At 42.5% G+C, this 13,218-nt stretch carries 13 protein-coding genes; 3 read left to right on the plus strand and 10 right to left on the minus strand.

Annotated elements, in window-relative coordinates:
- Positions 1-92: 92 nt before the first annotated feature.
- From QZZ23_RS02540 to epsC, 5 genes are all read right to left on the minus strand, one after another.
- The gene (locus QZZ23_RS02540; protein WP_292466631.1) at positions 93-947 is read right to left on the minus strand and encodes an ion transporter; all 855 of its coding nucleotides are present in this window, start codon (positions 945-947) and stop codon (positions 93-95) included.
- 10 nt (positions 948-957) lie between these two features.
- A complete protein-coding gene (gene dinB, locus QZZ23_RS02545; RefSeq protein ID WP_292466632.1) occupies positions 958-2,046 on the minus strand; it encodes a DNA polymerase IV in 1,089 nt (362 codons plus the stop codon).
- Positions 2,047-2,097: 51 nt separating this feature from the next.
- Positions 2,098-3,156 carry a GNAT family N-acetyltransferase gene (locus QZZ23_RS02550; protein ID WP_292466633.1) on the minus strand — a complete coding sequence of 353 codons (1,059 nt, stop codon included), beginning with the start codon at positions 3,154-3,156 and terminating at the stop codon, positions 2,098-2,100.
- A gap of 243 nt (positions 3,157-3,399) precedes the next feature.
- Positions 3,400-4,329, minus strand: coding sequence for a cysteine synthase A (cysK, locus tag QZZ23_RS02555; RefSeq protein ID WP_292466690.1), 930 nt, complete (start codon positions 4,327-4,329; stop codon positions 3,400-3,402).
- Between the two features lie 73 nt (positions 4,330-4,402).
- Positions 4,403-5,368: a serine O-acetyltransferase EpsC gene (epsC, locus tag QZZ23_RS02560; RefSeq protein WP_292466634.1), complete on the minus strand. Its 966-nt coding sequence runs from the start codon at positions 5,366-5,368 to the stop codon at positions 4,403-4,405.
- A 283-nt stretch (positions 5,369-5,651) separates the two neighbouring features.
- Here epsC and QZZ23_RS02565 point away from each other — a divergent pair, with 283 nt between their 5' ends.
- Positions 5,652-6,809 carry a Vms1/Ankzf1 family peptidyl-tRNA hydrolase gene (locus QZZ23_RS02565; protein WP_292466635.1) on the plus strand — a complete coding sequence of 386 codons (1,158 nt, stop codon included), beginning with the start codon at positions 5,652-5,654 and terminating at the stop codon, positions 6,807-6,809.
- 10 nt (positions 6,810-6,819) lie between these two features.
- On the opposite strand, the gene QZZ23_RS02570 is transcribed toward QZZ23_RS02565, so the two are convergent.
- The 3 genes from QZZ23_RS02570 to QZZ23_RS02580 all read right to left on the minus strand — a co-directional run bounded on the left by QZZ23_RS02570 (position 6,820) and on the right by QZZ23_RS02580 (position 8,374).
- Positions 6,820-7,140: a DUF4346 domain-containing protein gene (locus QZZ23_RS02570; RefSeq protein ID WP_292466636.1), complete on the minus strand. Its 321-nt coding sequence runs from the start codon at positions 7,138-7,140 to the stop codon at positions 6,820-6,822.
- A gap of 153 nt (positions 7,141-7,293) precedes the next feature.
- Positions 7,294-7,491 carry a hypothetical protein gene (locus QZZ23_RS02575; protein WP_292466637.1) on the minus strand — a complete coding sequence of 66 codons (198 nt, stop codon included), beginning with the start codon at positions 7,489-7,491 and terminating at the stop codon, positions 7,294-7,296.
- A gap of 181 nt (positions 7,492-7,672) precedes the next feature.
- On the minus strand, positions 7,673-8,374 hold the full coding sequence (locus QZZ23_RS02580) for a class I SAM-dependent methyltransferase (protein WP_292466638.1): 702 nt from the start codon (positions 8,372-8,374) through the stop codon (positions 7,673-7,675).
- A 99-nt stretch (positions 8,375-8,473) separates the two neighbouring features.
- On the opposite strand from QZZ23_RS02580, the gene QZZ23_RS02585 reads away from it, so the two are divergent.
- Positions 8,474-9,052: a TetR/AcrR family transcriptional regulator gene (locus QZZ23_RS02585; protein ID WP_292466639.1), complete on the plus strand. Its 579-nt coding sequence runs from the start codon at positions 8,474-8,476 to the stop codon at positions 9,050-9,052.
- Positions 9,053-9,100: 48 nt separating this feature from the next.
- Entirely contained in the window at positions 9,101-10,309 is a 1,209-nt protein-coding gene (locus tag QZZ23_RS02590) for an aldo/keto reductase (protein WP_292466640.1), read from the plus strand.
- 166 nt (positions 10,310-10,475) lie between these two features.
- Here the strand turns inward: QZZ23_RS02590 and QZZ23_RS02595 are convergent, their stop codons facing one another.
- Both QZZ23_RS02595 and QZZ23_RS02600 read right to left on the minus strand, forming a co-directional pair.
- A complete protein-coding gene (locus QZZ23_RS02595) occupies positions 10,476-10,829 on the minus strand; it encodes a hypothetical protein (RefSeq protein WP_292466641.1) in 354 nt (117 codons plus the stop codon).
- 70 nt (positions 10,830-10,899) lie between these two features.
- Entirely contained in the window at positions 10,900-12,570 is a 1,671-nt protein-coding gene (locus QZZ23_RS02600; protein WP_292466642.1) for a SulP family inorganic anion transporter, read from the minus strand.
- Between the last annotated feature and the right edge of the window lie 648 nt (positions 12,571-13,218).

Consider the following 13,218-nt stretch of genomic DNA (forward strand, 5'->3'; position numbering starts at 1 on the left):
CTAAAACCTATATGGGGAGGTCCGATTAAATGATAAGAAGTTTGTATATCAAATATCAAATAATTAGCAAAAAGCAATATTTGATATAATCCCTATAATTCTGTGCCGCAGTGTTTGCAAAATCGGGCATCTGCATCATTATTAAGATTGCCGCAGTGCTCACAGGTGATTATTGGTCTTGCCCTTTCCCTTGCATCTATAGAGGCCAAGCTCATTTCGGCTGTCACGATACCTGTTGGAACAGCAATCATGCCAAAACCCAGAATCATAACAAAAGAAGCAAGGCCAATTCCAAGTGGTGTCTTCGGTACAAGGTCCCCATATCCAACAGTTGTCAGGGTCACAATGGCCCAGAATATACTGAGAGGTATGCTTGTGAATCCATTCTCCTCACCTTCTATCAGATACATGAGCGACCCGATAATGACCACTAGTGCAAGTACCGTGAAAAGGAAAACAGTTATTTTCCTTCTGCTGGCTTTCAGTGCTCTAATTAACAGTTCGGCTTCATTCATGTACTTGACCAATTTGAGAATACGAAATATCCTCAGGACCCTGAGTATTCTTATAACCAGCAGGAATTGGCTCCCTGGCAGGAAAAGACTCAGGTAGGTTGGGACTGTTGCCAGCAGATCAACTATTCCAAAAAGACTTGTTGAATATCGGATCTTGCTTTTGACACATATAAGACGGAGGATGTATTCAATCGTAAAAAGTATTGTGAAAAACCATTCTATATTATAGAGCAATTCTCCGTGTCCAATTCTAAAGGATTTGACACTATCCAGCATAACTACAAAAACACTTAGCAAGATGCTTATTATAAGTAAGATATCAAAATATTTTCCGACAGGCGTGTCTGCCTCAAATATAACATCATAGAGCCAGCCTCTCCAGTTACTGGAATCGGGCCTGTTATCATAATATCTATCTTCGTATACGACCATCCGCTTTCCCTCAAAAATCAAACAAGCTTTTTTGCCCTGTATTTTCCTGCAGGTTATCTACCCTGACACCTATACGCCTGAAGTTCATCTCACTTTCCTCAAGGAACTGGTTCATCAGTTCCTTTGCATTCTCACTGAGAATATCCCTGCAACTTACAACGTGATTTAATGTTCTACTTTTTGTTGAAGTTTTGAAGTTCGAGAATATAACAGTTACTGTTACCGAACGGAAAGACACTTTTCTGGTTTTGACTTTGCTTATGACATCATCCATGAGTTCATCAAGTAATGAAAATATCATATTCTCATTTCTGCTGTCATGTTTAAGGGATGCCATCCTGCCTATCTGGTCAGTTGCTGTCCTTTCTTTCACGGGAGTTTCATCAACACCTGATGCAGCCTGCTTGAGCCATGTACCTTTGTTCTTCCCAAAAACAGAGATAAGTTCCATGGCATCATAAGCAGCAAGTTCTTCAATGGTTCTTATCCCCAGTTCAGATAATTTATCTTCCGTGACCTTTCCAATTCCCCACAACTTCTTCACAGGCATGGGTTTGAGAAAACCCTGTGTATCTTCCGGCTTGATGACAGTTATACCATCCGGTTTCCGGAAAGATGATGCCATTTTGGCAATTAGCTTGTTAGGACCTATACCTACTGAACATGTTATCCTTTCACGGGCCTTTACTTCCTTTTTTATTCTCAGGCCTATTTCCTCTGCAAGTTCATAGTCGCCTTTGCAGGATTCTGTAATGTCCAGGAACGCCTCATCAATACTTATTTTCTCAAAGGCTTCATCCATATCAGAATTAGATTTCAATATCTCCATCACTTTTGCAGAAACTTCCTCGTAGAAAGGCTTGCGAACAGGCAGGAATACAGCATCAGGGTTTTTGGATTTTGCCAGTTTGCATGGCATTGCGGAATGAATACCTGCTTCTCTGGCAACATAATTGGATGTGCTTACGGCTCCGCCAGATTCGTTCCTGTTAGAATACATGCAGACTACAACGGCCTTTCCTTTAAGAGAAGGGTCCTCTCTTTCTTCTATAGCTGCGTAGAAGTAGTCCATGTCCACATGGATTATCACACGTTCCATTAGTAAGTAAGAAGGTTCAAGTGCTTTTTATTGTTAACTGCTACTTTACTCTCAGAGTATCGGGTCTCTGCAATCTACATAGATACTGCTGAAATCAGGTAGTCTTCCTGAAATTGGTTTTGCGTAAAGGTACATTGTTTCAGAGAGTGGTTTGAATTTCTTTGCTATCCCAAGTATCGGGTCATCAGGGTCTATATATGCCCCGAAGAATTCACATTTAGTGTCGAACATGAGATTATTACAGTAGTTCATTGTCTCTTCCATTGCCAGAGCATGTTCAGGTTCAAATGCGTGGTCTACAATGGAATGGAATCTGAAGAACTTGCCTTCAGGTGGAATTCTTGGCATACTGATAAAATGCCTGAGTATTCCGTAGGCATTTGCCATGAGCTTCCACATCATTGGTTCTTTTGTATATGCCATTTCCATGAGAACCGAAGAGTCCCAGAAACCTCCACAGGCGACAATTTTACCTTTCCATTTTGCCACAAGGAAGTTCTCAATTCCGTATCCAAGTACACGATTTGCGTATGTCCTGAAACTAGGAGCAGTAAATGGAGAAAACTGAGCCTTTCCATTGTAATAATTGTTAATGAGCCTTACAGCTTCAGGCAGGTCCTTCTCGTCTATTCTTGCAAGTTCATACTCCCTTTCTGCATGCTCTTTCTTATATGCGGATATTGCAATTATCCTGACATCCCTTTCCTGAATGTATCCAAGCTTTTCAAAAAGCTTCATGGAAGGTTCATTTGGTTCGTATATATAACTGTAGATATGTGAAGCTTTAACTTCATGCGCAGCTTTCTCTGCTTCTCTCAGGAGTTTGACCGCTAGCCCCTGTCTCCGGTAATCAGGATGAACCATCACTTCAGCCACATAGACATATTTTTGTTCGGGACCCTGTTTTATAGTCCATCCTATCCATCCTGCAGTTGTCTCATTTTCTTCTGCAACACGAATTTCCCAGTTATCGTAAAGTTCATACCTTGCAGTTATATCCGGTCCCTTATCAACTGCCACTGCGCATTCTTCATTTCCTTCGGGACATAGTCTCTCAATACTCAGCAGGGCTTCGTTATCTTCTTCTTTAAAAGATCTGATATTTACCATTCAATTACCCCAAACCTTTTTCTTTATCTGTTCTATCTACCGGCAAACAAAAAAACCGGAAAGCAAAGTTACAACTACATGTTGCAAATTTTCTGTGCTAAAATACTCCCAAATAAATCTTGAAGTTGATTGGATATATAAGTATGGGATAATAACAACTCAGAATAAATAAAAATAAGTAAAGGTGGATGACAGGTTATTTGTAATATAGCTGTCACCTGTTTGTAGTCATGATGCTATCGTTTACTCTTCAAAATCGGCAAGTGCGGTACTGAGATATCTCTCGCCGGTGTCAGGCAATATTACAACTATGAGTTTTCCGGCATTCTCTTTTCTTCTTGCTACCTGCAGAGCTGAATGAAGAGCCGCTCCACATGAGATTCCTGCAAGTATCCCTTCCTTTTTTGCAAGCTGTCTTGCAGTTTCAAAAGCGTCGTCATTGCTGACCCTGACAACTTCGTCAATGATCTCCGTATTCAGCACATCAGGAATGAAACCGGCACCAATTCCCTGTATCTTGTGTGGACCGGGATTACCGCCGGAAAGAACTGGAGAATCCTCAGGTTCAACTGCTATTGCTTTAAAAGATGGTTTTCGGGATTTGATGACTTCTGAAATTCCGGTAATGGTTCCGCCTGTACCCACACCGGCCACGACAAAGTCTACTTTGCCATCGGTATCCTTCCATATCTCCTCAGCCGTTGTGCGGCGGTGGATATCAGGATTAGCAGGGTTCATGAACTGTTGAGGGACAAAGGCATTGGGAATCTCTTTTGACATTCTTTCGGCCTCATCTATGGCTCCGTTCATGCCTTTACTTTCTGGTGTCAGGACAATCTCAGCGCCAAGCAACCTGAGTATTTTTCTTCTTTCGATACTCATTGTGTCAGGCATGGTCAGAATGAGACGATACTCTTTTGCAGCACAGACAAATGCCAGTCCAATACCGGTATTTCCTGAAGTTGGCTCTATAATGACCGTATCTTTATTGAGGTATCCATCCTTTTCAGCTGTCTCTATCATGTTCAGAGCGATACGGTCCTTGACAGAACTTAACGGGTTGAAAGATTCTACTTTTGCAAGCACAATTGCATGGCATCCTTCAGTTATCCTGTTCAGGCGTATAAGTGGTGTATTACCAACTGTTTTAGTAATGTCTTCATAGATTCGGATTTTCCCAACTCCTCTTTATAATAGTTCTATCCTGATGTTTCAAAATAATATGAAAATACCTTCAAATATATCCTCACTTTTTTTCCTTGAAGATAAGCCTTGGTTCCTCGATCATAACTTTCGTGTCCGGTGGAACGGACTTGGTTATCCACACGTTTCCTCCGATAACCGAGCGGGCTCCTATTCTTGTTTCTCCTCCAAGGATGGTTGCATTTGAATAGATTATAACGTCATCTTCGATAGTAGGATGCCTTTTTTCCCCACGAATAAGCTCTCCCTTTTCATCTTTTGGAAAGCTCAGGGAACCAAGGGTAACACCCTGATAGATACGTATATTGTTCCCTATCTCACAGGTCTCCCCGATAACAACACCAGTACCGTGGTCGATAAAGAATCCTTTTCCTATTCGTGCTCCAGGGTGAATATCAATTCCAACGATGCTGTGGGCATATTCAGTCATTATTCGGGGAAGTATGGATATTCCCTGCCTGTGCAACTGGTGTGCTGACCTGTAAACTGTCATGACAAATATTCCCGGGTAACTGAAAATGATTTCATCATAACTTTTAGCCGCAGGGTCTCCTTCGAAAGTGGCTACAATATCCGATGCCAGCATGGACCTTAATTCAGGGATCTTCTTCAGGAACTTCAATGTCTCCTCCTGGCCACGGTCTATGCAATCGGTACAGTCTTCTTCATAGCGGTTGCATTCCTGTATGATGCTGTTTGTTATCTGTTTTGAGAGTTTGCCAAAGAGATCGGTAATTTCGTTGCCGATGTGATATGAAAGCGTATTCCTGTCAACGGTCTGATCCCCAAAGTATCCGGGAAAGAGAATATCTTTTATCAGGTCTATTATTTCTATAAGCGATTCTTTTGATGGTATTACAGCAGCTTCCAGATGATCAAAACATCCTTTTTCAGAACAACTGTTTATGACCATATTCACTATTGCAGGAATCTCTGACCGGTACTTGTTATCGACCATAGAATCCAGTATTGTGCATCTTTTCTGCTCTGCCGGTGATTTGCTACCCATAGTTATCCCATCTTCATCTATTTTGACCCAGTGTTTTTAACTGTTAACACTGTGAACGCATCCTGTGTTTTAAAGAACCGGGGCAGTATATATAGGTTCTTTTTCCGGCAAAATGCCGTATCAACCCCAATTGACCATCCACTTTCAGCAGTCCCATATAATGATTGCAGACAATAACATTTAAAAGCTTTGAGACTTCTCGGGCAGGATTCTTATTTATTTTTTTGTGCCTGAAAGAGTGTGAATTAAACAACTTTAAATACCAGACAATGTTAAACCTTTTATGAAACCTCAGCAGGATTTACTGGAGGTCATCAGTGAAGACCTGATGCCTGTAACTGAAATTGATATTAAGGCTCTGGCTGAAATTTATGATGAGAAGGATATTTACCTTTCAGTATATCTCCCGGTGTCCGGCAGGGAAAATGAACATTTGAATCGTATATTTGTGGATTCAAGAGTAAAATCGATCAAAAAAGCTTTATCATCCAAGCTCAGGTCTGAATTTGAAAAGACCTTTGAAATGGCTGAACCCTCAATTATTGAAGCAGCATTTTCCGGTGAAAGAGGCAGAATCATATTTGCCTGCTCATCAGAATCTTTCCTTCACGTTTACAGACTGGCAGTGGAGCCTGAGCAGTCACTGGTTCTTGACACATCACCATTTTTGCTTCCATTGGCAAGGCTGAGAGCTGACTATGATGATTATGGTATCCTTCTTGTAGATTCACAAGAAGCCAGGTTTGTTTGCATACGCTCTGATCTTGCAGAGGAGAAAAAGCATCTTTCTACAGACCTGATGAACAAGCATAAAAAAGGAGGCTGGAGCCAGATGCGTTTCAATCATCTGAGAAAAGGAGCGATAAAATCCTTCCTGTCCGAAGTTGCTGATAACGTAAGGGGCACATGTGACCAGCTACAGACAAGAGGTCTCATCATTGCCGGACCCGGAGATGCAAAACAGCAACTTATGGACTTGCTCCCACAGGATATCCGGCAGAGTGTAATAGGTGTTATTGACGTATCAATGACTATTTCCCGTGATGAGCTTGTAGAGGAAGGCGACTCTGTATTGCATGAGAATGAACTTTCCAGATCGGGAAAAAGGGCAGCAGAGTTTAAAAACTCACTTCTGCGGGGTGGGCTGGTTGCGCATGGAGTGGAGGATGTAAGGGCTGCACTGGAACAGGCAAGAGTGAACACTCTTTTAATATTGAAAGGTTCCTCGGTTCCGGGGTGGATATGTGAAAAATGTCAGAATCTGCAGGCAAATACTCAAGCTCCAAAAGAGTGCGACAGATGTGGGGGAATGACATCAGTGGTTGATGTAGTGGAAGAACTCTATGAGCTTGCCCAGCGCACAGGTGCTGAAGTTGAATTCGTGGAAAAAGAGGATTTCCTTGATTCCGATGATGTGGCGGGTGCTCTGCTGAGATACTAGATATTTTCACTTATCCCTGGACATATCCGAATCCGGTTATCATTGCTATCTCGGCTCTTGCAAGCTCCTGACCGAGGTATGCAGCATGGTTGAGTGTACTTACCCATTCGTATTTGACAATTATGTGGTATATTGATCTTGCGTCCGGACCTTCAATGATCCTGAGCAATTCCTTATCGTAAGAATAGTGTTTTGCCAGGATTAACATCCTTTCCGTATCCGGTGCGATTATGAAGTATCCGGCCTCATCCAGTTCAAGTTTTTCCGGGTCATCAGCCACGATAACAGAAACATTGGGAATATCAGAAAGCACAGTTTCTTCATCAGCCATAATTGTTTCCTCCTCAGTTACAACATATAACAGGAGGGTTCCTGCGTTAACAGTACCACTCAAAACGACCCATGTATCTGGAAAAAGAACTATGATTGCTTATTTTCTCCAAAGGGAAGATATTTGATGTCTTTTTCCCGCTCCCATTGAAATTTATGTTGCATGGGATTTAAGGTTACTGGAACCCGAAGATTGTAACTGTTTTGTCTTTTTATGTGAAGGCAGCTTCTTAGCCGATCCCCACATTTCTTCGAACTCACCCTGCAATCTGGCTGCAAGCTGCTGGTCCCATACCTTTGTCATTGCAATCACATTATTCTGCTCAACGGGATCGATTATACTGAATACCACTTTGTCGTTGTCAATTATCGTAAAATAGGCTGAGAACGGCTCATCCTGATACCTGAGCTCAATATTATCGGTAATAGTGTTATATCTTGATTTTTGTTATCCTCTGTATGCATCATTCCCATATCTTTTGAAGCATGACAAGATCATGAAAGCTCTAAAGATTGAATGAATTTGATAGGCTCTATTTGATGCAGTAAAAACCAGCCTGCATATAGGAGTACCAGAAGAGTTCCACGGTCCTAAAACCTGTTTCCCTTAGAAGTCCAAGGTGCTCTTCGACTGTGATCGGGAAGTATTCGGTGCCAAAGCGCTCAAGATGGGCTGCTACCTCTTCCTCACTCCTTCCGTGGCTGGACTGAAACTTGCCCCAGTATCGCTTTCCAACAGCGATACCTTCTTCGGTAAGGGGGCTGATGTTCTCGAAGGTGATGAACATACCTCCCTCTTTCAGTAGTTCGTGGCATTTCTTTACTGCCTTTACCCTGTTCTCACGGTCAAGATAATGGTGGCACTGGATGGCAGTGATGACATCCGGATTTTCCTCCAGTTCCTGTGCAAACTCCTGCGTCGGTGAAGCTTTCAGGAATTCGAGTCTGCAGGGAGTGTATGATGAGAGCTTTTCCCTTGCCTGTTGCAACATTCCCTCAGATGGGTCCAGCATGAGGAACCTTGTGTCAGGGAACAGGTCGATGGCTTTGCTTACCAGTGAACCCGTGCCGCATCCGGTGTCCATCCAGACCTTCGGTGTATCCGGCAGTGATCTGACAAGGTTGATCGTTTCCTGATGAAAGGACGAATAGTAAGGAAGAACAGCGGATATCCTGGTATCGTAATCTTCGGGGAGATGGGGTGTCTTATTTTCTGCGGGTTCTGTGGAAGACATGTAGAAAGTGGACTATTTTCTTCTTTATATTTCCTTTGCAGAAATTTTAAATAATGCCAGGAACAAATGACTGATTAGTCAATCATGGGGTGCTGGACTATGGAAAAACAGGTACATGGTAAGAAAGAAGCTATAATTGGAGCCGCATTAAAGCTCTTTACGGAGAGAGGCTTCTATGGAACTTCCACTGCACAGATATCCAGAGAAGCAGGAGTTGCCACTGGAACCCTTTTCAACTATTTTTCCACAAAGGAAGACCTGATAAACGATCTTTATTACGAGGTCAAAGGAAATCTCAGCCAGAGTCTGCGTGAAGGTCTTGGTGATGAAAGCAGTTTTCAGGCTAAGATCAAGAGAATGTGGTCCAATCTCATTGATTGGGGAGTCAGCAATCCGCAGGAGTTCCTCTTTACAGAGCACTTTTGCTCTTCGCCCTATATCTCAAAACTCACCCGGGATGAAGTGTTGAAAGAGTACACTTTTTTCCGTGATGTTGTCAGGGAAGGAATGGAAGAAGGTCAGATGAAGGAATTCCCGCAGGATTTGATTATGTCCATTCTTTTCGATTCCGGGAAGACGGTGGTGAGGTTGATACTGAACTCACCGGGGACACAGGACAAGGAACAGTTGATAGAGAACTCCTTCCAGTTGATATGGGGAGGATTGGCTAAAGAATAGTTTTGCAATCATAATATGTCATTGAAAAGGAACAAGAGGAGGAATTAAGTGTTATACAGGAAAATGCCAAAGAACGGAGATGAGCTTTCAATACTTGGTTTTGGTGCCATGCGCCTGCCGATGAAAGAGGACATGAGCATAGATGAGGAAAAGGCTACACAGATGGTTCACCATGCAATTGACAATGGTGTGAACTATGTTGACACCGCATGGCCGTATCATATGGGAGAAAGTGAGACTTTCCTTGCCCGTGCACTCGCAGACGGATACAGGGAAAAGGTGAAACTTGCTACAAAACAACCTCAGTGGATGGTGAAAAAACCAGAGGATATGGACAGTTTCCTCAATGCCCAGCTTGAGAAACTGAACACCGATCATATCGATTATTACCTTATACACAGTCTTGTAGGCAGTAGCTGGAAAACAATCAGGGATTTTGGCGTGCTCGAGTTCCTTGACAAAGCCAAAGCTGACGGACGCATAATCAATGCTGGTTTTTCATACCATGGAGACCCTGAGGACTTTGCATCGATAGTGGATGCATATGACTGGGACATGTGTCAGATACAGTATAATTTCCTGGATGAGAATGTTCAGGCAGGAACAGCCGGGCTTGAATATGCTTCATCTAAAGGTCTTGGTGTTGTGATTATGGAGCCTTTACGTGGCGGTAATCTGGCTGACCCTGTTCCTTCTGAGGTACTGGATATCTGGAATGAGGCTGATGTCAAGCGTAGCCCTGTTGCATGGGCTCTGAGATGGATATGGAACCATCCTGAAGTTACTGTTGTACTGTCAGGTATGAGTGAACCGGAACATGTTGAAGAGAACCTGAAGGTTGCAGAGGAAGGTCTTGCAAACTCACTGACGGAAAAAGAATTGGGACTTGTCAGCAGGGTCGCAGAGAAGTACAGTGAGCTTATGAAGATCAACTGTACCGGATGCAGATACTGTATGCCATGTCCTGAGGGAGTGGATATCCCTGCATGTTTTGAGATGTACAACAATCTGCACATGTTTGGTGATGAGAGCGGTATGATGAAAATGATGTACGCTGCAAAGCTCGGAGGAATTCTTAGAGGGGCAGAAACTAACTTTGCTTCGCAATGTGTGCAATGTGGCAAGTGTCTGGATGCCTGTCCCCAGCAGATTCCCATACCTGATATGCTTGAGAAGGTCGTAGAGGAATTCGAAGCTCCGGGTCTGGAGGAGAGGATCGCCTTTGTGAAGCAGTTGTTCGCTAATGATAGTTGCTAAAGTGCTCTTTTCTTGAGAGCCTCTGGTCAAGGACCGGGCTACTATGATAAATTATATCATTGAAGAGAAACTCCCCCGGTCGGGGAGTACATCTAGCTGTGGAAATAGGTAATGTACTGATGGAAATGACAATGTCATACCTGAAAGAGAACGTGCAGGAATATTTCTACATCACCTTGATGTCTGCAAAAGGAAGAGAGGCCTTCTGCGAGAAGTTCAGTTTCTTCAAAGGCCTACGGGTGAGTATGGTATAGGATGATGGTGGAGCTTTAAAGACCACGTTTTGTTTTTTTTTAAAATCCTCCTCCTCAAAATACAGCTCAAAATTATGAGATATATTCATGAAGGAATCTTTATCTACTGACACGATGTCAGCAAAATTAAACTGTATTGCAAACCCGCCGGCAAAAGCTACGTTCCATCCAAGGTCCTGGATGATTTTCTGACCCAGTACGTCCTCATAGAACTTTTTAGACGTTTTCAGGTTGCTAACTGCAATTAAAGGGCATGTGAATTTCAATTGAAATCCCCATGCTTAAAAGAAAACTTAACCAATTTATCATTTATCCTTGCTAAATAGGTTATGAGCTTTATTCACTTTTTATTTTCTTGCCTTCGTATTTCTTCTTCAGGAATGCCAGTGCTTCCTGCGTGCTGTCACAAACATGCACATGCTGTTTTTCCATGAGTTCAGTGAGTTCCCTATCACTTTCCATTTTTTTAATAACCTCAGGTTGTATTGATGTGAAGTAGACCTTCTGATGCAGTTTTATGCTTGATTTGATAAAACTCTTGAGGCGCTCGATACCTGTTGAATCTATAAAAGGTACATAGCGCATACGCAGGATAATGTGAGGCTTGCTGATGTTCATGTGCTCATTTATCTTGCTCTCGAAGATGTTCATGGCTCCGAAGAAGAAGGGTCCGTTGATGGTGTAGACCGAGACGTTCTTCTCCAAGTACGGGTCGGCGAAGATCGTGGCATTGATGCCTTTAGACTTGTCGTAGTTTTCCATTGGCTGGACATCGATGACGTTGGTGAGTCTTATGAAGAGCAGTATTATGGAAAGGAACATACCCATCTGCACAGCGAATACAAGGTCTGTGAGCACGGTAAGCAGGAAAGTGACAATCAGGACCATGGTATCCATCTTGCTGATATGCATGGTGGTTTTGAACTCTGTTATATTTATCATCCTCAGGGAAACGAGGATTAGCACACCTGCGAGGTAGGCCTTTGGAATGAAAGCAGCAACCGGACCCAGGAAGAGCAGTATGGTCAGCAGTATCAGGGCGTGGATGATTCCTGACATCTGTGTCTTTGCACCTTCACGGATGTTTACGGCACTTCTTGCAATGGCTGCTGTACAGGGAATTCCTGAGAAGAAGGGCATTACCATGTTACCGATTCCCTGACCTACAAGTTCCCTGTTGCTGTCGTGTTTGCTGTTTGTCATACCGTCACATACTACGGCACAGAGCAGGGCTTCGATGGCTCCAAGCAGTGCAATGGTAAAGGCAGCTGGAAGTACTGCCATGAGCAGTTCAAGGTTGAAGTTCAGCATCTGTATCTGTGGAAGTCCGGCGGGGATGCTGCCTACAAGTGGTATCTGAATTTTGAAGTAAAAGACCATCAGGATGGAGAGTACCAGTGCTATAATGGATGGGGGGAGGCTGTTGATGTATCTGATCCTTGCCATGAGTCCCGGAAGGTATAACAGGAGCAGAATGGTGGCAAGACAGATCATTATAGCAGTGGTATCAAGAAGACTGAGGCTGGAAACGACAGCGTACAATGTATCCCATACATGTTCTTTTGAAGGGATGACCAGTCCCAGAGCATTTGGTATCTGCCCTATGAGGATAATCGCACCGATACCGCTCGTGAATCCTGATATGACGGGTAGGGGGATGTACTTGACGACCTTACCAAGTTTCAAGACTCCGAACAGTATCTGCAATACACCGGCAAGAAAACCTGCAAGGAATAGTCCTTCCAGTTCGAAGCTGTGCAGTGTTGAAAGAATGATAACGGTCATTGCTCCGGTGGGGCCGGTGATGGAGTACCTGGAACCTCCGGTTGCTGAAACCAGCATACCCGCGATGACGGCTGTGTACAACCCCATCTGAGGCTCCACACCAGAAGCAATGGCAAAAGCAATGGCGAGTGGCAATGCCACAACAGCCGTGATAAATCCGGCCTTTAAGTCGCTCGTAAACGATTCTCTGAAATATTGTGAGACTTTATTTTGTTTTTCCATATAGAAGCCAGCTGACCCGCGTCAAGAATTGTTCTGATGAGTGGTTAGAACAGTGCTCAAATATATAAAATAAATTGATAATGAAAAAAAGTTATAAATGTTATGAGAACTTATGAGAGAACCTATCTATTCTATTTTATATTTTTTGGACTTTATCTACATAAATATTTGAAACGATTACGAATTCGAGTTTTTACCCTCAATTTTCTATCTTTCAATTAAACAATAATATCTCTTTTTGGTGATTCAAGTTGGTTAATTACCTTTAGAGGATTTCGATAAACCTTCGATTTTAACCAATTGCATATAAGGGGTTTATATGCCGATACCCAGATTTCCGGGTTTATCGAAATCCTCTTTAGATATTTATCATGATGGCTGAGGATTTCCACATGATCTATTTTCCAAAAATATAAATAGTGCTTACGAATGTTTGCCTCACAATATTCTCTATCCAAAGTAGGAATTAAACCAAAATTCAGGATTGTAATGCTATTTTATTAGTACAAGAATAAATCATCATTTTTTCATAATTAATAAATTCATGTTCAAGAGGTTGTTTTGATTTATACACACTAATCTTTCATATAAACTAGGCAAAATGTTTATATATCGGTAAAAGGATTCCTTTTTCCGTAAAATATATAT

The sequence above is a fragment of the Methanolobus sp. genome (assembly GCF_016278385.1).
GTDB lineage: Archaea > Halobacteriota > Methanosarcinia > Methanosarcinales > Methanosarcinaceae > Methanolobus.

Excerpts from the sequence above, each read along its gene's own strand:
- QZZ23_RS02565 (WP_292466635.1), top strand. The coding sequence starts at position 5,652 with ATGAAACCTCAGCAGGATTTACTGGAGGTCATCAGTGAAGACCTGATG.
- epsC (WP_292466634.1), bottom strand. The coding sequence starts at position 5,368 with ATGGGTAGCAAATCACCGGCAGAGCAGAAAAGATGCACAATACTGGAT.
- QZZ23_RS02540 (WP_292466631.1), bottom strand. The coding sequence starts at position 947 with ATGGTCGTATACGAAGATAGATATTATGATAACAGGCCCGATTCCAGT.
- dinB (WP_292466632.1), bottom strand. The coding sequence starts at position 2,046 with ATGGAACGTGTGATAATCCATGTGGACATGGACTACTTCTACGCAGCT.
- QZZ23_RS02600 (WP_292466642.1), bottom strand. The coding sequence starts at position 12,570 with ATGGAAAAACAAAATAAAGTCTCACAATATTTCAGAGAATCGTTTACG.
- QZZ23_RS02550 (WP_292466633.1), bottom strand. The coding sequence starts at position 3,156 with ATGGTAAATATCAGATCTTTTAAAGAAGAAGATAACGAAGCCCTGCTG.
- QZZ23_RS02585 (WP_292466639.1), top strand. The coding sequence starts at position 8,474 with ATGGAAAAACAGGTACATGGTAAGAAAGAAGCTATAATTGGAGCCGCA.
- QZZ23_RS02580 (WP_292466638.1), bottom strand. The coding sequence starts at position 8,374 with ATGTCTTCCACAGAACCCGCAGAAAATAAGACACCCCATCTCCCCGAA.
- QZZ23_RS02570 (WP_292466636.1), bottom strand. The coding sequence starts at position 7,140 with ATGGCTGATGAAGAAACTGTGCTTTCTGATATTCCCAATGTTTCTGTT.